The organism is Thauera sp. WH-1 (assembly GCF_047806685.1).
Taxonomy (GTDB): domain Bacteria; phylum Pseudomonadota; class Gammaproteobacteria; order Burkholderiales; family Rhodocyclaceae; genus Thauera.
Genome location: NZ_JBLQGP010000002.1, coordinates 235,772 through 257,581, shown reverse-complemented (window position 1 = coordinate 257,581; position 21,810 = coordinate 235,772). Strand labels below are relative to the sequence as shown.

General features: G+C 71.5%; 18 protein-coding genes. 10 read left to right on the top strand and 8 right to left on the bottom strand.

All coding sequences use genetic code 11. From position 1 onward, the window contains the following. The first annotated feature begins 114 nt into the window (after nt 1-114). Genes ACMV5O_RS03430 through ACMV5O_RS03420 form a run of 3 tightly spaced genes read left to right on the top strand, consistent with a single transcriptional unit; the run spans nt 115 to nt 3,067 of the window. Nucleotides 115-813 (top strand): hypothetical protein, encoded by a 699-nt coding sequence (locus tag ACMV5O_RS03430; protein WP_416162167.1) that lies wholly within the window; start codon nt 115-117, stop codon nt 811-813. Beyond that, a complete protein-coding gene (locus tag ACMV5O_RS03425) occupies nt 813-1,949 on the top strand; it encodes a hypothetical protein (protein WP_416162166.1) in 1,137 nt (378 codons plus the stop codon). Before ACMV5O_RS03430 ends, ACMV5O_RS03425 begins: the two co-directional genes overlap by 1 nt. Further along, entirely contained in the window at nt 1,946-3,067 is a 1,122-nt protein-coding gene (locus ACMV5O_RS03420) for a hypothetical protein (protein ID WP_416162165.1), read from the top strand. The genes ACMV5O_RS03425 and ACMV5O_RS03420 overlap by 4 nt, the downstream gene beginning before the upstream one ends. Before the next feature lie 24 nt (nt 3,068-3,091). Here ACMV5O_RS03420 and ACMV5O_RS03415 read toward each other — a convergent pair whose 3' ends face one another. The 8 genes from ACMV5O_RS03415 to ACMV5O_RS03380 all read right to left on the bottom strand — a co-directional run bounded on the left by ACMV5O_RS03415 (nt 3,092) and on the right by ACMV5O_RS03380 (nt 15,224). Beyond that, nucleotides 3,092-3,703 carry a hypothetical protein gene (locus tag ACMV5O_RS03415; RefSeq protein WP_416162164.1) on the bottom strand — a complete coding sequence of 204 codons (612 nt, stop codon included), beginning with the start codon at nt 3,701-3,703 and terminating at the stop codon, nt 3,092-3,094. A 189-nt stretch (nt 3,704-3,892) separates the two neighbouring features. Then, nucleotides 3,893-4,471 carry a phasin family protein gene (locus tag ACMV5O_RS03410; protein WP_416162163.1) on the bottom strand — a complete coding sequence of 193 codons (579 nt, stop codon included), beginning with the start codon at nt 4,469-4,471 and terminating at the stop codon, nt 3,893-3,895. Nucleotides 4,472-4,613: 142 nt separating this feature from the next. Next, nucleotides 4,614-5,426 (bottom strand): peptidase, encoded by an 813-nt coding sequence (locus tag ACMV5O_RS03405; protein ID WP_416162162.1) that lies wholly within the window; start codon nt 5,424-5,426, stop codon nt 4,614-4,616. A 33-nt stretch (nt 5,427-5,459) separates the two neighbouring features. Further along, nucleotides 5,460-6,407 carry an alpha-E domain-containing protein gene (locus tag ACMV5O_RS03400; protein WP_416162161.1) on the bottom strand — a complete coding sequence of 316 codons (948 nt, stop codon included), beginning with the start codon at nt 6,405-6,407 and terminating at the stop codon, nt 5,460-5,462. 49 nt (nt 6,408-6,456) lie between these two features. Then, nucleotides 6,457-7,887 (bottom strand): circularly permuted type 2 ATP-grasp protein, encoded by a 1,431-nt coding sequence (locus ACMV5O_RS03395; RefSeq protein ID WP_416162333.1) that lies wholly within the window; start codon nt 7,885-7,887, stop codon nt 6,457-6,459. 134 nt (nt 7,888-8,021) lie between these two features. After that, the gene (locus ACMV5O_RS03390; protein ID WP_416162160.1) at nt 8,022-8,948 is read right to left on the bottom strand and encodes a transglutaminase family protein; all 927 of its coding nucleotides are present in this window, start codon (nt 8,946-8,948) and stop codon (nt 8,022-8,024) included. A 16-nt stretch (nt 8,949-8,964) separates the two neighbouring features. Further along, nucleotides 8,965-11,715 carry a circularly permuted type 2 ATP-grasp protein gene (locus tag ACMV5O_RS03385; protein WP_416162159.1) on the bottom strand — a complete coding sequence of 917 codons (2,751 nt, stop codon included), beginning with the start codon at nt 11,713-11,715 and terminating at the stop codon, nt 8,965-8,967. 8 nt (nt 11,716-11,723) lie between these two features. Beyond that, on the bottom strand, nt 11,724-15,224 hold the full coding sequence (locus ACMV5O_RS03380; protein ID WP_416162158.1) for a DUF2126 domain-containing protein: 3,501 nt from the start codon (nt 15,222-15,224) through the stop codon (nt 11,724-11,726). A 426-nt stretch (nt 15,225-15,650) separates the two neighbouring features. On the opposite strand from ACMV5O_RS03380, the gene ACMV5O_RS03375 reads away from it, so the two are divergent. The 7 genes from ACMV5O_RS03375 to ACMV5O_RS03345 all read left to right on the top strand — a co-directional run bounded on the left by ACMV5O_RS03375 (nt 15,651) and on the right by ACMV5O_RS03345 (nt 21,803). Next, nucleotides 15,651-15,905: a hypothetical protein gene (locus ACMV5O_RS03375; RefSeq protein WP_416162157.1), complete on the top strand. Its 255-nt coding sequence runs from the start codon at nt 15,651-15,653 to the stop codon at nt 15,903-15,905. Nucleotides 15,906-15,966: 61 nt separating this feature from the next. Next, nucleotides 15,967-16,554: a DUF4255 domain-containing protein gene (locus tag ACMV5O_RS03370; RefSeq protein ID WP_416162156.1), complete on the top strand. Its 588-nt coding sequence runs from the start codon at nt 15,967-15,969 to the stop codon at nt 16,552-16,554. After that, nucleotides 16,551-17,363, top strand: coding sequence for a hypothetical protein (locus ACMV5O_RS03365; protein ID WP_416162155.1), 813 nt, complete (start codon nt 16,551-16,553; stop codon nt 17,361-17,363). Before ACMV5O_RS03370 ends, ACMV5O_RS03365 begins: the two co-directional genes overlap by 4 nt. A gap of 63 nt (nt 17,364-17,426) precedes the next feature. Continuing rightward, entirely contained in the window at nt 17,427-19,175 is a 1,749-nt protein-coding gene (locus tag ACMV5O_RS03360) for a phage tail sheath family protein (RefSeq protein WP_416162154.1), read from the top strand. Between the two features lie 17 nt (nt 19,176-19,192). Next, entirely contained in the window at nt 19,193-19,636 is a 444-nt protein-coding gene (locus ACMV5O_RS03355) for a phage tail protein (protein WP_345793370.1), read from the top strand. 92 nt (nt 19,637-19,728) lie between these two features. Next, nucleotides 19,729-21,291, top strand: a complete 1,563-nt coding sequence (locus tag ACMV5O_RS03350) for a hypothetical protein (RefSeq protein WP_416162153.1) — start codon at nt 19,729-19,731, stop codon at nt 21,289-21,291. Continuing rightward, nucleotides 21,291-21,803: a phage tail protein gene (locus tag ACMV5O_RS03345; protein WP_416162152.1), complete on the top strand. Its 513-nt coding sequence runs from the start codon at nt 21,291-21,293 to the stop codon at nt 21,801-21,803. The genes ACMV5O_RS03350 and ACMV5O_RS03345 overlap by 1 nt, the downstream gene beginning before the upstream one ends. The last annotated feature ends 7 nt before the right edge of the window (nt 21,804-21,810 follow it).

The window sequence follows — 21,810 nt, the reverse complement described above, 5'->3', positions numbered from 1 at the left end:
CCGGCGGTGGCCGCCGCACGCGCAAGCCGGCGCTTGCCTTTTGCCGCCGCTCTTCATAACTTGGCAACAGGCTTCACCCCGCACGCCGGCCACGGCACCCCAAGGAGAACTCCGATGACGACCCGACACCTGCTGGCTGGCGCGCTGCTCGCCGCGCTGTCGGGCGCGGCTGCGGCCGCGCCCCCGTTCGAGGCCGAGCTGGTGGGCGCCTTCTTCGAGACCGAGCAGGTCGATGTGGCGGTCAGCGGCTCGGTGGTGGTGGGCGTGACCAGCACCGCGGTGCAGGGCGGCAGCTCGGTCGACAGCCTGCTGGTACTGCACGCGGCCGGCGAGCCGCAGGTGTGCCTGACGATGCTGTCGCGCGACGGCGTCTATTACTCGCGCAACACCTTCAGGCTGCCCGCGGCCGGTGCCGGCCAGGCGGTGCGCCTGCCCTACCGCTCGAACCTGCGCGACCGCCTCGGCAACTATGCCGCCACCGACCTCGCCATGCGCGCCAGCGCCGGCAGTTGCGAGCACGGCGGCAACCTCTACTACGTGCTCGGTGCGGCGGGCAGCCAGGCACCCGCGGCGATCCGCGTGTTCGTCAACTCCTTCGGCGCCACCGACGTCTTCTACCGCAGCCAGGCGCAAGGCCAGGAAGGCGCCTGCACCGCCATCGCCGAAGGCCGGCGCACCAGCTTCGACCACTGGTGCGACATCCCCTGGCCGGCAGGCGGCGTCGAGCGGGTCGAGGTCGGCATCGAGCGCGAGCGCTATGGCCGCGAGATGCCGGCGGTGACGCTGACGCTCGTGCTGCTGCCGCAGGACTGATGGCCGCGCCACCGCTGGCGGAGGACGATCCGCCCCGCCACCCGCCGCCTGCCGCGCTGAGGCGCTGCGGCGCCTGCCTGGGCTTTGCCTGGAAGCTCGCGCTGGGTGCCGGCGTGCTCGCCATCTGGCTGCTCGTGGGCGTCGTCGTCGTGCTGCTCGCGCTCAACCTGCATGCGCCGCCGAGCTGGTACTTCAGCATCAGCGCGCAGACCGAGGCGACCGACCTCGAGCTCGCTGCCGGGCGCGAGACGCAGTGGCGCATCGAAGGCGCCATCGTGTGCGCCACCACCGCACTGCCCGCCCCCCTCGAGTTGCTGCCGCGGACGGCCTCCTCGCCCTGCGGCGGCCGGCGCTGGCAGGCCCACGCCTTGCCAGGTGGCGAGGACGCCGAGCATGTGCTGGTGCTGGGGGGTGCCAGCGCCGCGGCGGGCGGCGCCGCCACGCCCGGCACCGAGCCTGCCGCGCTCCAGGTCGGGCTGGAGGCGCGCAGCGACGGCGGCCTGCAGATGTCGATCCGCGGCCCCGGCCCGCTGCGCCTGGCCACGTCCGGGCAGGAGATCGCCCTGCCGCCCGGCCTCAACCTGATCTGGGCGGGCGAGGCGCGGCCGCGCGACCTCGTCTTCCCCTTCACCGGCGAGCGCGTGCGGGTCGGCCGCGACGTGACCTGGTCCGACGCGAGCATGCTGCGCGAGGGCACGCTGGCGGTGTTCACCGCCTCGGACGAGTCGCTCGCCAAGCGTTCGCAGGTCGAGGAGGTGGCGCTGATGCCCGGCGACCAGGTCCGCCTCGAGCGCCACGACAGTGGAGGCGTGTTTCACCCCAAGGGCTTCGTGCGCTTCGACCGCGCAGGCGGCGACGCGCCGGCCAGCCTCGCCATGGTCGCCTTCGGCCGCGCCGAGAGCATCCGCATCGAGCGCTTCGGTGACAGCGGCTACGAGTTCAAGCCGGGCTGGTGGGTCGGCATCCTGCACGACCGCCGGCTGATGATGGCCTCGGCCATCCTGGTGGCGCTGATCACCGTGCTCGGCGGCCTCGCCGGCTGCCGCGAGCTTGCGCCCACGCCCGCCGAGGCCTGGCGCGCGCTGCGCCGCGCATGGCGCCCGCCCCCACCCCCCTCGCAGGACGACCAACGATGACGAACTCCCGCCTTCGCGCACGCCTGTGGGCGAGCGCCCTGACCGCCCTGCTGCCCTGCGCCGCCCCGGTCGCCGCGCAGCAGGCGGTGGTGACGACCCAGGACGCCAGCGCGCTCGAGATCGGCCAGGCCTTTCTCGCCCACCATGGCGGCCAGTGCTACGCCATCCTGCCCACCCATGTGGTGAGCGAGGCCGGGCGCCCGGCGCTGCGGCGCGAGGGCCCGCAAGGCTTGCTCGGAGAAACTGTGGACCACGCCGACCTCGGCGACGATCTCAGCCTCGCCCGCGTGGACGGCGCCATCAGCACCGACTGCGGGACGAGCGCACTGAGCATCCGGCGCGCCGTCGAGCGCCTGCTGCAGCAGGGCCGGCTGGGCACGCTGCGCGCGATCAACGGCGACGGCACGGTGGCCCAGCTCGGCGTCACCATCGTCGATGACGACGGCCGCGGCCTGCTGCGCGTGCAGCCCACCCACCAGGGCAACCCGATCCGCAAGGGCCTGAGCGGCAGCCTGCTGCTGATCGACGGCGTCAGCGTCGGCATGCTGCTGTCGGTCAACGCGCGCTCGGGCATCGGCACGGTGGCGCGCATCGACATGCTGATGGCGAAGGTGGACGCCCACCTGATGAACGCTGCGGCGCCTGCGGCTGCGCCCGCCGCGCAGGCCGCAGCGGCGCCGGCGAGCGCCCCCGCCGCCGCAGCGGCCGGCGGTCCGCGCGTGCTCGCCTGGAACGCGCTGCCGATCGACGAGGCGCATCGCGCCGCCAACCTCACCGCCGGCGCCGAGGCGCCGCCCTGGGCCAGCATCCCCGAACGCTGGCCGGTCACCATCGACCTGCAGGCCGGCGAGGGCCTGGTCACGATCCATGGCGTGGTGCTCGACGGCCGCGCCGTCGCCGACGCCGGCCGGTTACCGGCCCACGTCGAGCTGTTCATCAACCCGAGCGGCGATGCGCGCAGCTGGCGCGCGATCACCTCGGTGGCGCTGGATTATCGCGATGGCGTCGCGCAGATCGCGCTCGCGCCGCTGCGCACCCGCCTGCTGCGGCTCAGCTTCAGCGCCACGGTGGGCGGCGGCGAGCTCATCAGCCTCGGCCGCATCGGCCTGCTCCAGTAAGAGGCGCGCAGCGGCGCGCGCCGCTCAGCGCAGCTTGCCCGAAGCCAGGAACTGGGTGCGGCCGGAATCCAGCCGCACCACGCCCGCCACCGCGTTGTCGTCCTGCAGGCTCATCGTGCCGGTAATGCGCGAGCTGTAGTTGAACACCAGCTCGGTGCCGCTGACCTGGCCCTGCCAGTAGCTCGACTTGAAGGTGCCGGCCTCGGCATTGCGGCCGTCGATCGGCACCACCAGGCCGCTGCCGTTCTTGACCAGGTAGTCGGCCGAGGCCTCCTGGATCGGCTTCGGCGCCGCGGGATCGGGCGTCAGCGTCAGGTGCAGGTTGTTCTGGCTCAGCAGCAAGGCCTTGAAGGCCATCGCCCGCAGCACGCTGTCGGCGCTGGCGAGGCCGGTCTCGTAGGCGATCAGGCGCAGGGCCTCGTCGCCGCTCTTGACCATAGCGTCGAAGGTGGCGAGCCGCATGTTCTGGTCGGGGCCGTTGAGGACCTTGCGCAACTCCTCGATGTCGCGCGCCTGGCCGCGCGCGCGCTCGAGGATCTCGGCGGCCGTGCCCTGCGCATGCGCCGCGGACGGCAAGGACAGGCCGGCCGTGCCGACGGCGGCGAGCATGGCGATGTAGAGGGGAAGGCGACGCATCGGACGGACTCCTGTGCAGGGGACGGAAGATGCCCTGCATTCTATGACAGGACACCCTGTGCCACGGCCGCTGGCACCAAGCGCCTCGCCAGGGGCTTGGCCCGCCGTAAACGCACGAGGCCAGCCCCGTCGAAGGGCTGGCCTCGTGCCAGGCGCCGCGGCCGAGCGGCCGAGGCAGGCGCACTAGGCTTAGGCGGCGCTCTTGAGCAGCGTGACCGTGGCCTTGGTGGTCTTGCTCACCGCCTCGACGGCCGCGGCGGCGGCCTGGTCGGCGTTGGCCTGGGCCGCTTCCGAGGCCTGGCGCACCACTTCGGTCGCGCCTTCGTAGGCCGACGAGGCGTTGGCGACGGCGGTCTTCAGCGCCTTGACGGCAAACTCCGAGCCCGGCGCATTGCGGTTCAGGCCTTCGAGGGTGACGATGACGGCCTGCAGCCACTGCGACATGCCGGCCTCGACCAGCTTGAACAGGTCGGCCTGGGTCTGGCTGGCGATGCTGCCGACGGTCTTGAAGTAGGCGAAACCCTTCTGCAGCGAGGGCGTCACGGTGCCGATCTGCAGCTCGACCAGCGCCTTCGGGTCGCGCGCCGCGGTGACGGCCTTGTTGAGGGCGATCGTGTCGTCGAGGACCGAGCGCGCGGTATTGAGGTTGAGCGCGGTCAGGTGCTCGACGGCCGACAGCAGGCTGTCGCTGGCAACGGCCATTTCATTGACGCGCGCTTCGGCAGCGGACTTGACGGTGGACAACAGCTTTTCGGGCGAGGTGTTCATGGTGTGCTCCTGTGGTGAAGTGACACCGCAGCGATGCATCGGTGTGGGCTTATGTTGCACTGCAACAAAAAATCTCGCAAGTGTTTTTTGCTCCTGCCTTGTTGTTTTTGCGTCCCCGCAACAGCCCGTCGCGCGGCCCTGGCTAGGTGGGCTTGCCGTTGCCGCCGCGCGCCGCGGGCGGCGCCACCACCTCGATCTTCGGCAGCGCGGCGGTCTCGCCCGGCCACATCGCCCAGTCCGGGTTGGGCAGGGCGTTGAAGACCTTGCGCAGGCTGGCACCCCACTCCTTGTGGATCATGTCGAAATAGGGGTTGTCCCAGTCGACGCTGAGGTGGCGGGCCACGCGCAGCTCGTCGCGGCGGTAGATCAGCAGGTCGAGCGGCAGGCCGACCGACAGGTTGGAGCGGATGGTGGAATCCATCGAGATCAGCGCGCACTTGGCGGCCTCGTCGAGCGAGGTCGTGCATGTGACGATGCGATCGACGATCGGCTTGCCGTACTTCGACTCGCCGATCTGGAAATACGGCGTGTCGGCCGAGGCCTCGATGAAGTTGCCCGCGGCATAGATGTTGAACAGCCGCGGCGGCTCGTCGGCGATCTGCCCGCACAGGATGAAGGCGGCGTTGAAGTCGAGCCCGAACTGCTTGAGCGCATCGGCATCGAGCTGGTAGATGCGGCGGATGGTGTCGCCGACCAGGCGCGCGCACTCGAACATCGTCGGCGCGTTCCACAGGCTGTCGCGGTCCTGCACCGCCGCATGCTCGCGCAGCACACTCACCACCGCCTGCGTGATGGCGAGGTTGCCCGCGCTCATGAGCACGATCACGCGGTCGCCCGCGCGCTCGAACACGGTCATCTTGCGAAAGGTGTTGATGTGGTCGACCCCGGCATTGGTGCGCGAGTCCGACAGACAGACGATGCCTTCGTCGAGGCACATGGCAACGCAGTAGGTCATGGGCAGGTCCCGTGGCGGGCGGGGTCGGGCGCGTCAGGCCGCGACCGGAACGAGGAAGTTGTCGCTGATGCTGTCGCCCAGGCGGTTGATGCGCGCCAGGAAGCGCTCGAGCCACACATGCAGGCCGGTGGCAAAGATGTCGTCCATGCGCCCGTAGTGCAGGCTGGCGTGCAGCTCGCCGGCCTGGCGCGCGGCCTCGGCCGAGTGCAGGTTGGCGATGTCGCCCAGGATACCGTTGATCTCGTCCAGGCAGGCGTGCAGCGAGCGCGGCATGGCGTGGTTGAGGATGAGCAGCTCGGCGACCTTGTACGGCGTGATGACGTCGCGATAGACGTGGCGGTAGGTCTCGAACGCCGACACCGAGCGCAGCAGCGCGCCCCACTGGTAGAAGTCGGTCGAGCTGTTGTGGCCGTCGGCCTTGGGCAGCAGGCTGTGGTACTTGACGTCGAGCAGGCGCGCGGTGTTGTCGGCGCGCTCGAGGAAGGTGCCCAGGCGCACGAACTGGAAGGCATCGTCGTGCAGCATGGTGCCGAAGGTCACCCCGCGCAGCAGGTGCGAGCGGAACTTCACCCACTCGAAGAACTCGCCCAGGTCGGTCGCCTGCAGCTTCTCCGGCGTGATGTCGCGGATCTCGAGCCAGGTGGCGTTGGTCGTCTCCCACATCTCGGCGGTCAGCGTGCCGCGCACCGCATGGGCGTTCTCGCGCGCGGCACGCAGGCAGTTCCACACGCTGGACGGGTTGTCGCGGTCGAGGACGACGAACTCGATGACGTCGCCCGCGGTCAGCGGCCGGCCGCTGCGGGCGAAGGCCTCGGACAGCTCGCTGATGGCGAGGATCGCCGACCAGCCGTCGGTGTCGCCGCCGTTGGTGCTCGGCAGCAGCGACATGCGGTAGGACACGTCCAGCATGCGCACGGTGTTTTCGGCGCGCTCGGTGTAGCGCGCCATCCAGTAGAGGTGATCGGCGGTACGGCTCAGCATCTTGGTTCTCCTTGCGCCCGGCGCGGGCGATGACGCGGCGGCGGGTTCTTCAATTGACCACCCAGGTGTCCTTGGTGCCCCCACCCTGCGAGGAATTGACCACCAGCGAGCCTTCCTTCATCGCCACGCGGGTGAGTCCGCCTGGCACCATGCGGATCTCCTTGCCGCCGGACAGCACGAAGGGGCGCAGGTCGATGTGGCGCGGCGCGATGCCGGCGTCGACGAAGGTCGGGCAGGACGACAGCGACAGCGTGGGCTGGGCGATGTACTTCTCGGGCGCGGCGAGGATGCGCTGGCGGAAGTCCTCGATCTCGGCCGCACTCGCCGCCGGCCCCACCAGCATGCCGTAGCCGCCGGCGCCATGGACCTCCTTCACCACCAGCTCGGGCAGGTGGGCCAGGGTGTAGGCCAGGTCCTCGGGCTTGCGCAGCATGTAAGTCGGCACGTTGTTGAGGATGGGCTCCTCGCCGAGGTAGAAGCGCACCATCTCGGGCACGTAGGGGTAGATCGACTTGTCGTCCGCCACCCCGGTGCCGACCGCATTGGCCAGCGTCACGCGGCCGGCACGGTAGGCCGCCATCAGGCCCGGCACGCCGAGCATGGAGTCGGCGCGGAACACCTCCGGGTCGAGGAAGTCGTCGTCGATGCGGCGGTAGATCACGTCCACCCGCTTGGGCCCCTGGGTGGTGCGCATGTACACCGTGTCGTCCTTGACGAACAAGTCCTGGCCCTCGACCAGCTCCACCCCCATCTGCTGGGCGAGGAAGCTGTGCTCGAAGTAGGCGCTGTTGAAGGCGCCCGGCGTCAGCAGCACCGCCGTCGGGTTGAGCACGCCGGCCGGCGCCACCGCGCGCAGGGTCTCGAGCAGCAGGTCGGGGTAGTGCTCGACCGGCTGCACGTTGTAGCGCGAGAACAGGTCGGGAAAGAGCCGCATCATCATCTTGCGGTTCTCGAGCAGGTAGCTTACGCCCGAGGGCACGCGCAGGTTGTCTTCCAGCACGTAGTACTCACCCTTGCCGTCGGCGCCGGCGGCGCGCACCAGGTCGATGCCGGCGATCATCGCGTACAGGCCGCCGGGCACGTCCACCCCCTTCATCTCGGGCCGGAACTGGGCGTTGTTGAGCACCTGGTCGGCGGGCAGGCGCCCGGCGCGCAGGATCTCCTGGCCGTGATAGATATCGGCGAGGAAGGCGTTGAGCGCCTTCACGCGCTGGCGCAGGCCAGCCTCCAGCGCCGTCCATTCCGTGCCCGGAATGATGCGCGGCAGCAGGTCGAAGGGGATCAGCCGCTCCTTGCCCCCCTCCTCCCCATACACGTTGAAGGTGATGCCTACGCGGTGAAAGGCGACGTCGGCCTCGCTGCGCTTGCGCGCGATACGCTCATGCGGCATCTGCGCCAGCCACTCGGCATAGGGCCGGTAGTGCTCGCGCACGCTGCCGTCGGCGGCGTACATCTCGTCGAATGGTATTGCGGCGGTCATTGTGCTGTTTGCGCTCATGTTTTTACTCCCTCGCGCAGGGTTCAGCATGAAGCGTGCCAAGCCCCAATCCCCACGGAATGGCGCATCTGCGTGCAGGCACTGCCTTGGTGCGCACCAGGATGGCCGCCAATGCATCAAAGTGGTGCGTGCTCGCCCTCCTCCAGCGGCATCACCGTCACCGCAACCTCCACCTTGTGCCCGCCGCCGCCCAGGATCACGCCGCGCAAGGGCGACACGTCGCCATAGTCGCGCCCCCAGGCAAGCGTGATGTGACCGCTGCCCGGCTGCAGGTCGTTGGTCGGATCGACCTCCACCCAGCCCAGGCCCGGACACCACACGGCGACCCAGGCGTGCGAGGCGTCGGCGCCGATCAGCCGCGGCTGGCCAGGCGGCGGCGCGGTCAGCAGGTAGCCCGACACGTAGCGCGCGGCCAGTCCGAGGGCGCGCAGGCAGGCGATCATCAGGTGCGAGAAGTCCTGGCACACGCCGCGCCGCTCGGCAAACACCTGCGCCACCGGCGTGGCCACGCTGGTGGCCTCGGGGTCGAAACTGAAGTCGGCATGGATGCGCGCCGACAAGGCGAGCAGGGCCTCGACCAGCGGGCGGCCCGGGGTGAAGCACTGCAGCGCATAGTCGGCATAGGTGGCGGAGGCCTCGCCCAGCGGCACGAAGGGCGAGCCGAAGCGGTACTGGCCGGCGTCGCGCGCATCGTCCTGCAGTGGCGCATGGCCCGACAGGCCATCGCGCAGGTGGTCGCGCGCCGCCTCCCACGCCAGGCTGCCGGCGGCCTCGGGCCAGCACCGCGGATCGACCCGGATGCGGTTGCGCGCCCGCACGCGCAGGCGGTCGTGCGGCGAATAGACCGCGAAAGCGGTCACCGGATTGCCGAAGAAGTCCCTGCGCTCGCGCTGTACCGAGGCCGGCGGCTCGATCGCCAGCGTGTGGGACAGGCATTGCTGATGGGCCACCTCGCGCGGGCGCAGGTGGGCGATCTGCTGCGACAGCAGCACCGGACTGTCGTAGTGGTAGGTCGTGTCGTGGCGGACATCGTATTCCTGCATCCTGGCGGCACCTCGCTCAGAGCGAAACCGTCGCCCGGCTGCGGGCGTCGAGGTGGGTGAAGTAGCGGTGCGACAAGGCGTCGGCGAGCTGGTTGCCGCAGGCCCAGGTGTCGGCCAGCACGGCCTGCAGGGTGTCGCAGTGGCGCGCACCAGCCGCCTCGCGCCGGGCGCGGCCGTCGAGCTCGAGCACGAAGCAGTCGCACAGCGACAGCGCATCGAGGCGCTCGCGCTGGCGGTTGAGCGGTGCCGCCAGCGCCTCGCCCTCGGGCAGCAGGCGCACATGCTCGGCGAGCGACTCGAGCTGGTAGCGCAGCGCGCGCGGATTGTCGCCGTCGAGCATCACCAGCTCGGCCACCGGCTGCGGCGCCAGGCCGCGGGCGTGGCGGCTGCGATAGCGGATCTCGCCGTCGGTCAGCGCCAGCAGCGCACGCAGCGCCCCCGGGTGCGGCGACAGCAGCAGCGCCGACAAGGCCGCAGCGAGAAACTGCAGGCGCTCGATGCGCCGCCCGATCGACAGGAAGCGCCAGCCAGCGTCGCGCGGCATGCTCTCGATGACGAAGCCCGACAGGGTGACGAGCGACAGCAGCGAGTCGTCGAGCCGGTGCAGGGCATCGCCCAGGCTGGGTGCACGCCTGGGGGCCTCGGCAAAATCGGACAGGCGGTTGTAGATGCGCCAGCTGTCGGGCGACAGGCGGTCGCGCACCTGGGCCGCCAGGCCCAGCACCATGCGCAGGTTGGCGACCACGCTGCCGCTGCGCGCGGGGTCGAACAGCGCACCGGCGAGCAGCGCAACGGACAGCGGCACGCGCGCGCGCAGCGCACGCGCCGCCGCGCCACCCTCGGTGCCACCGCCGCCATCGCCGCCCTCGTCTGCGTCCGCCGCCGCGGCCTCCTCGCCCTCGGTCGGCAGGATGGCCGCCCGCCGGCACAGCCCGAGCAGGGCGGCCAGCGTCGGCTCGTCATCGGCCTTCGTGCCGTCCTGCGCGAGGCCGCCGCCCGCGCCCGCCGGCGACGCACCGGCCAGGCTCAGCTCGCCCGCCGGCCCGACCAGCCCGCCCAGGCGGGCGAGCGTCTCGCGGCCGAGGCGGGCGGCGGCGGCGGCGCGCTCGCTGTAGCGCCCGAGCCAGAAGAAGTTCTCCGCCACCCGGCTCGACAGGCTCAGCTCGCGCAGCGCGTGCTCGGACGGCGCAAGCTGGCCGGGCACGATGCGCGCCGCCGGTCGTGCCGCCGCCGGCGAGCGCAGCACCCACACATCCTTGCTGCTGCCGCCCTGCTGCATCGACACCACGCGCGCGTCGGCGCCGGAGGCGACCCGCGTCAGCCCGCCGGGCAGCACCCGGAAGCCGTCCGGGCCGGCGGCGACGAACACCCGCAGCGCAATGTTGCGCGCCACCAGGCTGCAGGCGGCGGCCTCGGCCTCACTCGGCAGCTCGCCCGGCGCCTCGCCATCGACGGCGAGCACCGGCGCCTGCGAGATGTTCACCATCTCCTGGGCGACGAAATCGAAGGGGCGCGCGGCAATGCGCGCCGCCAGCGCCTCGAGCTCGGCCTCGGGCAGGTCGCGGCAGAACACCGGACCGGCGCTGGCGCTCGGGTAGGCGGGCTTCACCACCAGCTCGCGCAGGTGCTCGAGCGCATAGGCGCAGGCGGCCGGTTCGCCGCACCACCAGGTGGCCACCGAGGGCATCCTCAGCTTCTGCCCGAGCAGCTGCTCGGCCAGCCGCGGCAGGTAGCCGAGCAGCGCGCCGGTCTCGAGGATGCCGCTGCCGAGCGCATTGGCGACGGTGACGCGGCCGGCGCGCACCGCCCCCACCAGGCCGGCCACGCCCAGCGCCGAGTCGTCGCGCAGCTCCAGCGGGTCGCACCAGATGTCATCGACCCGGCGCAGGATCACATGCACCCGGCGCAGGCCGTCGAGCGTGCGCAGGAACACGGTCTCGTCGCGCACCGTCAGGTCCTGGCCCTCGACCAGCGGAAAGCCCATCTCGCGGGCGAGGAAGGCGTGCTCGAAGTAGGTCTCGTTGTACGGCCCGGGGGTCATCACCACGATCAGCGGCGCGTCCTCGCCCTCCTCCGCGTCCGCCGGCGCCAGCGCCGCCAGGCTGTCGCGAAAGCCCTCGAAGAAGGGCACCAGCGGCTGCACGCCGGCGCTGCGATAGAGCTCGGGCAGCGCGCGCGCCAGCACGCTGCGGTTCTCCAGCGCATAGCCGGCGCCGGACGGCGCCTGCGTGCGGTCGGCCACCACCCACCAGCGCCCGTCGGGCGAGCGCGCCAGGTCCACCGCGAACAGGTGCAGGAACAGGTCGCCCGGCTGCTTCGCCCCCACCAGCGGGCGCAGGAAACCGCTGTGGCCGAAGATCAGGGCGGGCGGGATCAGGCCCTGCTGCAGCAGCGTCTGCTCGCCGTAGAGGTCGGCCAGGATGCGGTTGAACAGCGTCGCACGCTGGATCACCGCGGCCTCGATCTGCGCCCACTCGGCCGACGGCAGCATCAGCGGCAGCAGGTCGAGCTCCCACGGCCGCTGGAAGCCGCGCGGATCGGCATACACGTTGTAGGTGATGCCGTTCTCGTGGATCTGGCGGCGCAGCGCCACCCGCCGCGCCGCCAGCTCGGCCGGCGCCATGTCCGCCAGGCTGTGGAAGAAATCGCGCCAGTGCGGCCGCAGCACCACCACGCTGCCGATGCGCTGGCACAGCTCGTCGTAGCGGTCGGGGCGCGCGGCGTAGGCGGCGAGCAACTCGGGCGGACGGTGCGGCTGGACCTGCATGGCGTCTTTCAGCCCTGTCGGCGCAAGTCGAGGGTGAACGGAAAGTCGGCGTTGCGCTCGGCCAGCGCGGGCGTGATGCGGCCCGGCGTGTGGCCGGTGGTGGTGAAGCGCGCCAGGCGCCGGCCCTCGGCCTCGTAGGGATTGACCGGGTAGGTCTCGTGGTTGCGCCCGCCCGGGTGGGCGACGTGATACATGCAGCCCCCCATCGAGCGCTGCATCCAGCCATCGACGAGGTCGAACACCAGCGGCGCATGCACGCCGATGGTGGGATGCAGGCAGGACGGCGGCTGCCAGGCGCGATAGCGCACGCCGGCGACGAACTCGCCCACCGTGCCGGTCGGCTGCAGCGGCACGGCGCGGCCGTTGCAGCTCAGCACATGACGGTCATCGTTGAGTCCGCTCACCTTCACCTGCACGCGCTCCACCGAGGAATCCACATAGCGCACGGTACCACCGGGCGCGCCCTCCTCGCCCATCACATGCCAGGGCTCGAGCGCCATGCGCAGCTCGACCTGCACGCCGCGCGCGGAAAACTCGCCGTACTTGGGGAAGCGGAACTCGAAATGCGGCGCGAACCAGTCGAACGCCATCGGGTAGCCGAAGTCGCGCAGCTCGTCGATGACGTCGCGGAAGTCCTCCGCCACCCAGTGCGGCAGCAGGAAGCGGTCGTGCAGCTCGGTGCCCCAGCGCCGCAGGCGGTCGGGCGCGTAAGGGTGCTGCCAGAAGCGCGCGATCAGCGCGCGCAGCAGCAGCTGCTGGGCGAGGCTCATGCGCGCATGCGGCGGCATCTCGAAGGCGCGCAGCTCGAGCAGGCCGAGCCGGCCGGTGGCGCTGTCCGGGCTGTACAGCTTGTCGATGCAGAACTCGGCGCGGTGGGTGTTGCCGCTGGCGTCGATCAGCAGGTTGCGCAGCAGGCGGTCGATGAGCCAGGGCGGCACCTGCCTGCCCACCTCGGGAAACTGCTGGAAAGCGACCTCCAGCTCATGCACGGTGTCGTGGCGGGCCTCGTCCACCCGCGGCGCCTGCGAGGTCGGGCCGATGAACAGGCCCGAGAACAGGTAGGACAGACTGGGGTGGTTGTGCCAGTAGCTCACCAGGCTGCGCAGCAGGTCGGGCCGGCGCAGGAAGGGCGAATCGGCCGGCGTGGCGCCGCCGAGCACGAAGTGGTTGCCGCCGCCGGTGCCGGTGTGGCGGCCGTCGAGCATGAACTTCTCGGTCGACAGGCGCGACTGGTGGGCCTCCTCGTACAGCGTGGTGGTGCGCTCGACGAGCTCGTCCCAGCTCGCCGCCGGGTGCACGTTGACCTCGATCACGCCCGGGTCGGGGGTGATGCGGAAGCTCGCCAGGCGCGGATCGGAGGGCGGCTCGTAGCCCTCGAGCACCACCGGCAGGCTGAACTCGGCGGCGGTGTCCTCGATCGCGGTGACGACCTCGAGGTAGTCCTCCAGCGCCACCGTCGGCGGCATGAAGAGATACAGCAGGCCGCCACGCGGCTCGGCGCACAGCGCGCTGCGGGTGATCCAGGCGGCGGATTCGAAGGGCGCCGGACGGCGCGCAGGGTCGATGCGCTCGTCGCGGCTGGCGAGCGCCGCCTCGGCGGCGCCGGGCAGCGGCACCGCGTCCTCCCCCTGCACGCCATGGAAGCCGGCGTGCTCGGCGCGGCCAGGCGTCCACCCGCCACCGTGCGCCGCGAAGCCCAGCCCGCTGTCGGCGCCGATGGTCGCGCCCGCCGTCACGCCGGTCGGGCGCAGCTGCTGACGCAGCTCGGCATGGGCCGGCAGCGCGGGGAAAGCCTGGTTGAGGTCGGCGGCGTGGATCCACGGATAGTCGCCCTTGCCCGCCCACGGCTGGGAGTCCAGCGGCAGGCGGTAGCCGATCGGCGAATCGCCCGGGATCAGGTACAGGCGCTCGCTGCGCAGGAACCACGGCCCGCTCTGCCAGCGCGAGCCCTTGCCCGCAGCGCCGGCATGCTCGCGCACGATCGGCAGCACATGGCCGATGACCTGCTTCAGGCCCTGGTCGAAGATCTTGGCCAGGCGCGCGCGCTCGAGCGGATCGTCCACCCGCGAGTCGTGCGGATCGACGTTGGCCGGCAGCCGGCGCTCGCGCCACAGGTAGTACCAGGCATCCTCGAAGGCCGGCATCATCCACTGCGTGTCGACACCCAGGCGCTCGCCGACGCGGGCGAGGAAGCGCGCCGCCGTGGCCTCGTCCACCTTGGTGCCGGAGAGTTCGCGCGCGAACAGGTCCGGGTTGCGCCAGATCGGCTCGCCGTCGCGGCGCCAGTAGCAGTTCAGCGACCAACGCGGCAACTGCTCGCCGGGGTACCACTTGCCCTGGCCGAAGTGCAGCAGGCCCTGCGGCGCGTAGTGGTCCTTCAAGCGGAACATCAGGTTCTCGGCCAGCGTGCGCTTGCTCGGCTTGCTGCCATCGCGGTTGTGGGGGTCGAGCGCGTCGCTGTTCCAGGCCGCGCCGTCGCGGTCGTCGAGCGACACGAAGGTGGGCTCGCCGCCCTGGGTCAGGCGCACGTCATGCGCCGTCAGGTCGCCGTCGATGAGATGGCCCAGCGCCTCGATCGCCGCCCATTGTTCGTCGGTGTAGGGCTTGGTGACGCGCGGCGCCTCCCACACGCGCTCGACCTTCATGTGGTGCTCGAAGGCGCACTCGCAGTCGTCGGTGAAGCCGGTGATCGGCGCGGCGGACGAGGGCTCGGGGGTGCACGCCACCGGGATGTGGCCCTCGCCGGCAAACAGCCCCGAGGTCGGGTCAAGACCGACCCAGCCTGCGCCGGGCAGATAGACCTCGCACCAGGCGTGCAGGTCGGTGAAGTCGACCTCGGTGCCGGACGGGCCGTCGAGCGATTTCACGTCGGGCGTGAGCTGGATCAGGTAGCCGGACACGAAGCGCGCCGCCAGCCCGAGGTGGCGCAGCAGCTGCACCAGCAGCCAGGCCGAGTCGCGGCAGGAGCCGCTCGCCAGGGTCAGCGTCTCCTCGGGGGTCTGCACGCCGGGCTCGAGGCGCACCAGGTAGCGGATGTCCTGCTGCAGGCGCTGGTTGAGCCCGACCAGGAAATCGACGCTGGCCGTCGGCTCGCGCGGAATGGATTCGAGGTAGTCGAGGAACTTCGGCCCCAGCGCCGCGGCCGGCGCCTTCAGGCGGTAGGGCGCCAGCTCCACGCTCAGGGCCTCGTCGTAGGCGAAGGGGATCTTCTCCGCCGCTGGCTCGAGGAAGAAGTCGAAGGGGTTGATGACCGACATCTCGGCCACCAGGTCGACCTCGATCCGCAGCTCGGTGGCCTTCTCGGGGAAGACCAGGCGCGCGAGGTAGTTCGACTGCGGGTCCTGCTGCCAGTTGATGAAGTGGTCGGCCGGCTCGACCTTCAGCGAATAGGCGTGGATGGGCGTGCGGCAATGCGGCGCCGGGCGCAGGCGCACGACCTGGGGCGACAGCGTCACCGGGCGGTCGTAGCGGTAATGGGTGACGTGGTTCAGCTTGACGTGGATGGACACAGGGGCCTCGCGAAGGGCAGGGATGCTGGTCAATTCCGACAGCAAGAATCATGCAATGTCCCGCGTCGGCGTCATCGCAGTGCATTGGCCCGGACAACGCCCTTCGAATGCGCAGCGCGCGCACCACGGCTGCTCGCGAGCGCACCAGATTGGTGCCCGGCCTGCGCAAGGCATGTACCGGGTCAAAGCCGACCCACGGCGCGGACGCGGTCAAGGCACGCCGATCGACCGACTGACGGCGCTTTCGCCCATGGCACGGGCGCGGACCTGGGTCGGGAACGACCCGCTCGACCCCCCGGGCGCCGCTCGACAGTCAGCGTAGATTTCAATCAATCCCTTGTTTTAATTTAGTTTTTCATGAGAAACGGAGTCGTGGCACGCGTTTCGCATAGGTGTCGCCGAAGTCCGGTTCGGGAGTCCGCCGCCATGCAGGATCGCCACCTCGAGGAGCTCATGGAGGCCATCGAAGCCTACCTGGCGTGCCACCCCGAGGCGGTCGACAGCGAGGAAGGCATCGCGCGCTGGTGGCTGCGCAGCCGGGGCGTGGAGGCAACGGCAGACGAAGTCCACGCTGCCCTGCAGCAGCTGATCGCCTTTCGCGCCGTGCGCGTCACCCACACCCCGGACGGGCGCCGGGTCTTTGGCGCGGCAGCACGGCCGGACCCCGACCGGCCGCACTGAGGGACGGAACTGAGCGAAGCAGGCAGCACAGACAGACCGACTGACAAGCGCAAGGCGAACGATGGCAAACGTTTTCGGCGTGCATTCGGTGGGAAGTTCGATCGTGACCTTCCTGCGCAACACCTACCCCGGCCCCGGGGCGGAGCGCGCGCTGCCGGCCTGCGACTTCGAGCTGGTGAGCGCCGGACAGCTCGCCGGCGACATCGAGGAGGGCAACCGCATCACGCTGTTCCTGTACCGCATCGCGGTCAACGAGCACCGCCGCCAGAGCCCGCGCATGCGCGAGGGCGACGCCGGCGCCGGCCCGCTCGCCCTCGACCTGCACTACCTGATGAGCGCCTGGGGCATGAGTGCCGAGGAGGAGCAGGTGTCGATGACCTGGGCGCTGCGCCAGCTGCACCAGTACCCGGTGCTCGATGCCTCCTCGCTGACCCCGGACGCCGGCTGGGACGGCGAGGAAGTCATCCAGATCGTGCCCTCCGAGCTGCCCACCGAAGACCTGATGCGCATCTGGGACGCCCTCGCCCCGGCCTATCGCCTGTCGGTGTCCTGGGTCGCGCGCCTGGTGCGCATCGACCCCGACACCGACGACGCCAGCTACCGCCGCGTCGTCGCCGCGCGCTTCGCCTATGGCCGGGAGGCCTCATGAGCACGCCGGCACCCCACGCCCCCGAGCTGTTTGAGCTCGAGCGCTTCGAGTGGCGGGTGCTGGCCGCGCTGCGCCCGATCGACGCCACCACCGGCGCCATCATCGAGGCGCCCCTGCGGCTCCAGGGCGAGGGCGCGCGCATCGTGCGCAACCGCAGCGGCTTTCATGTGGTGCATGAATGGACGCGGCTCGCCGCCCACGCCACCGAGTTCCTGCAGCCGCCGGCCAGCCCGGCGATCGGCAGCGAGACCCTCATGATCCGTATCGACGACCCGAGCGGGCGCTACCTGCCGCGGCTGGCCACCCTCAGCTTGCCGCGCAACCCCGATGGCGAGGCGCCCGACTCGATCTTCAGCGCGCTCGACATCCCGCTCTACCCGGCGCCCCGCGCAGCCCTGGGCACCAACTGGTGCGCACTGCGCGTCAGTGTCAGCGCCCAGCCCGGTGGCGACGTGCTCGGTGGCGCCCTGTTGCGCGTCGTCGCCGGCGGCCAGGTGCTGGCGCGCGGTCTCAGCGACTGGCGCGGCGAAGCGCTGGTGGCGGTGGCCGGCGTGCCGGTCACCACCTGGTCGGCCGACGCCGACGCGGTGGTCGCCACCCATGTCGATGCCGTGCTCGAGGTCTGCCACGACCCCGCCGCCGGCACGCGCACGCCGCTAGCCGCGGTGCGCAACGGTCGCCCGCCCGCGCAGCTCCCCTGCGTGGATCCGGTCGATCTCGAAACCCGCCGCGCGACGCTGCCCTCGGCGCAGGCCGACGTCCAGCTACGCGCGCGCGCCAGCCTCACCCTGGGCCTCGACCTGCCATGAGATCGGAGTCCGCTTATCTGGGCGTGAATACCGCCCGGCACGCTCGATAAAAGGAGACCAGCCATGCCCGAGTACCTTGCTCCCGGCGTCTATGTCGAGGAAACCAGCTTCCGCGCCAAATCCATCGAAGGGGTGGGCACCAGCACCACGGCCTTCGTCGGGCCGACGCGCAAGGGCCCCTACCGCGTGAACACCGACGCCCAGGAAGTCCCCGAGCTGCTCACCAGCTTCGGCGACTTCGAGCGCATCTACGGTGGCATCGCCGACTTCGACTACAGCCCCGCAACCAACTACCTCGCCCACGGCGTGCGCGCCTTCTTCAACGAGGGCGGCTCGCGCCTGTACGTGTCGCGCGTGGTCGGTGGCGGGGCCGCCGCCGCCGCGGGCAACGTCACCGCCGACGGCACGCCGGCGGCGCAGGCGGTCGCCTTCCAGGCGCGCTTTCCGGGTGCCATCGGCAATGGCCGCATCATCGTGCGCGAGGTGCTCGCCCCGGTCGCCCTCACCGCGATGACCAACGCCCCCGCCGGCAGCCTGCTCGCCACCGGCGCCGGCGCGGCCACGGCCTGGCACCTCAAGGTGGGCACGACCTGGCACCCCGCGGCCAGCCCGGGCGACGCCGCCGAGGACGAGGCCACGCTCGCCGCGGCCACGCCGCGCCTGGCCACCCTGCTGGTGATCGCCATCGACGCCGACGGCGAGGACCTGAGCTACGAGGGCCTGGGCTTCGACCGCAGCCACCCGGCCTGGGTCGGCCACGTCATGTCGGCCACGCCCGGACGGCGCGCAGACCACCTGCAGAACCTGTTCGCGATCAGCGTCGGCGCCAGCGTCAGCGCGCTCGACCTGCGCAACGCCCTGTTCGATGGCGCCGCGACCAATGCCGCCGGCGAGCTCGAGGCCAGCTTCAGCCTCGCGGACGGCAGCGACGGCGCCGCGCCGGCCGCGGCCGACTACGCGCTGGCGCTGGGCGAGCTCGCCGGCCTGGAGGACATCTCCATCGTCGCCGCCCCCGGCGCCTCGGCCTACGCCGACGCCCAGGCCATCAACAACCTGCTGATCTCGCATGCCGAATCCCGCCGCGCCTACCGCATCGCGGTGCTCGACCTGCCGCCCGACCAGCTGCCCGGCCAGGCACGCACCCTGCGCGGCCTGATCGACTCGCGCTACGCCGCGGTGTACTACCCCTGGGTGGTGGTCTCCAACCCGCTCGCCCGCCCCGGGCGCGAGGACATCCCGCGCGAGCTGGCGCTGCCACCCTCCGGCTTCGTGTGCGGCATCTACGCCCGCAACGACGTCGAGCGCGGGGTGTGGAAGGCGCCCGCCAACGAGGTCGTGCGCGGTGCGCTGCGCTTCGAGCTCGACATCAACTTCGCCCAGCAGGAGATGCTCAACCCGATCGGCGTGAACTGCCTGCGCTACCTGTCCGGGCGGGGTTTTCGCGTGTGGGGCGCGAGGCTGGCCTCGTCCGACCCGGAGTGGAAGTACGTCAACGTGCGGCGCTACTTCAACTACCTGGAGTCGTCGATCGACCGCGGCACCCAGTGGGCGGTGTTCGAGCCCAACGGCGAGCGCCTGTGGGCCAACGTGCGGCAGACGATCTCCGACTTCCTCTACAACGAGTGGCGCAACGGTGCGCTGCTCGGCACCAAGACCGAGGAAGCCTTCTTCGTGCGCTGCGACCGCAGCACCATGACCCAGAACGACCTCGACAACGGTCGCCTGGTGTGCCTGATCGGCGTGGCGGTGATCAAGCCGGCCGAATTCGTCATCTTCCGCATCGGCCAGAAGACCGCCGATGCCCGTGCCTGATCGAGGAGGACTGAATCATGGCTGAACGCATCACGCCCTATGGCGCCTTCAACTTCATCGTCAACTTCGACGGTGGCGAGGAGTTCGGCGGCTTCTCCGACGTGTCGGGCATCGGCACCGAGGTCACGGTGGCCGAATACCGGGCCGGCAACGACAAGGAGAACCACGTGCGCAAGGTCGCCGGCATCCACAAGGTCAGCGACGTCACCTGCAAGCGCGGCATCGTCAACTTCGACAGCCTGTGGGCCTGGATCGAGCAGACGCGCACCGACGGCCCGGCGGCGCAGAAGACGATCGCCATCACCCTGATGGACGAGGCCCGCAACCCGGTGCGCACCTGGCTGCTGCGCGGCTGCATCCCGATGAAGTACACCGGCCCCACGCTGGCCGGCAAGGGCGGCGGCGACGTGGCGATGGAAGAGATCGTGCTGTCGGCCGAGGGCTTCGAGATCCAGGCCTGATCGATGGCCGCCTCATCGAGAACCCGATCCGGCACCCGACCCGCCACCTCATCGGCCACCTCACCGGCCACCTAACCGAGCGTACCGCCATCATGAGAGGCCTCGCCTTCGAGATCGCGCCCCCGGCGCTGCAGGCCGACCCCAACCGGGTCGACATCGCCTGCTTCGTCGGCTTCGTCGGCCGCCGCCCCGGCGCGCTGCCGGCGGCGGTGCGCACCGCGCTGGCGCGCGCGCGCTGGACCGACGGCCCCTGGGCGCGACCGGCGGCAGAGATCGACAGCCTGCTGCAGCTGCCGGTGGCGGTGGACGGCTGGACCGCCTTCGACGCCCTCTATGCCTGGGACCAGCGTCCGCTCGGCGGCGGCCGCCAGCACTGCGCCAGCGCGCTCGGCGCGGCGGTGCGGCGCTTCTTCGCCAGCGGCGGCCGACGTGCGCTGATCGTGCGCTGCGGCGACCCCTGGCCCTGGCTGGAGCCGGCGGCCGAGCGCACCGCCCGCCGCGATGAGCGCCTCGCCGCCCTGCTCGCCCCGCAGGCGAGCGCGATGGACCCGGCCTCCTGGCGCGGCCTGGGCCACCTGCACGGCCTGCCCGAGGTCAGCCTGGTGTGCCTGCCCGACCTGCCCGACCTCTGCGCCGCGCCGCCCGAAACGCTGGCGGTCGCAATCGAGGCGCCCGCCTCGCCCGAAGTCTTCGTCGCCTGCAGCGCCAATGTCGCGCCTGCGGTCGAGCAGGACATCGGCCTGCGCGACCTCGCCCCGCCGCGCTGCGATGCGGCCGGTCTGGCGGCCTGGGGCGACGCCCTCGGCCAGGCGCGGCTGCAGCTCGCCCGCCACCACCGCGAGAAGCTGCTCATCGCCAGCCTGCCACTGCCGACGCACGACCTGCACCAGCCCGGCAGCGCGGCCGACGCCCGCGCCCGCACCGACTACCTCGCCCACCTCGAGGCCACCGGTGTGCTGGCCGCGCCGGACACCGCCGGCACCGGCACCGCGAGCGCCTTCATCCAGCTCGCCTGGCCCTGGCTCCGGACCGCGCAGGCACGCGACCTGCCCGGCGAGCTCGAGCCGCCCGAAGGCCTGCTCGCCGGCCTCATCGCCCACAACGCGCTGGCGCGGGGCACCTTCCGCTCGATCGCCGGCACCCCGCTGCCGATGGTCTCGGGCAGCGAGCCGGTGCTGCCGTGGAGCGCCATCGCCCCCAGCCCGAGCGACGCCCTCGCCCGCCGCGTGTGCGTGATCGCGCCCCAGCCCGGCGGCTGGGCCCTGCAGTCGGACGTCAGCACCGCGGCCGACGAGGCCTGGCGCGCCGGCGGCGTCACCCGCCTGCTCGGCGCCGTGCTGCGCGCCGCCCGCACGGTGGGCAGCAACGCCTTGTTCGAGGCCAGCGGCCCGGCGCTGTGGCACAGCGTCGCGCGCAGCCTGGAACACACGCTGACCGCGTTCTGGCGCGAGGGCGGCCTGGGGGGCAAGGACCCGGCCGAGGCCTTCAGCGTGCGCTGCGACCTGACGACGATGAGCCAGAACGATCTCGACAACGGCCGCCTGCGTGTCGAGGTGAGCCTGCTGCCGCTGGCCGCCATCGAGCGCATCACCGTGGTGCTCGAACTCGGTGGCGGCAGCGTCGCGAGCACCCCGTCGGCGCTGGAGGTGGCGTGATGGCCGAGCCCCTCGACAGCAGCAGCCAGGAACGGCTCGATGCCGCGCCGCTCGGCGTGTTCCGCTTCCATGTCAGCTTCCGCAAGCAGCCCATCAAGGGCGCGACCGGCGCCGAGGTGCCGCTGTGCGAGGGCGCCTTCGCCGAATGCAGCGGCCTGGAGGCGACCATGGAGCCCAAGGTGATCAAGGTGGGCGGCGCCAACTACGGCGCGGTGCAGCGTGCCGGCCCGGTCAGCTTCGCCACCGTCGTGCTCAAGCGCGGCATGACGCGCGGCCGCAACGGCCACCAGGCGCTGTGGGACTGGTTCGCCAAGGTCGCCGGCGGCGCCTATGCCTACCGCATGGAAGTGGAGATCGAGATGCGCAACGGCCGCGACGAGCCGGTGCTGCGCTGGGCGCTGCGCCGTGCGCTGCCGGTCAAGTTCAAGGCCGCCGACCTCAACGCCAGGGGCACCGAGGTCGGCATCGAGGAACTGCACCTGGCCCACGAGGGCCTGGTGCTGGTGAGCTGAGGAGCCG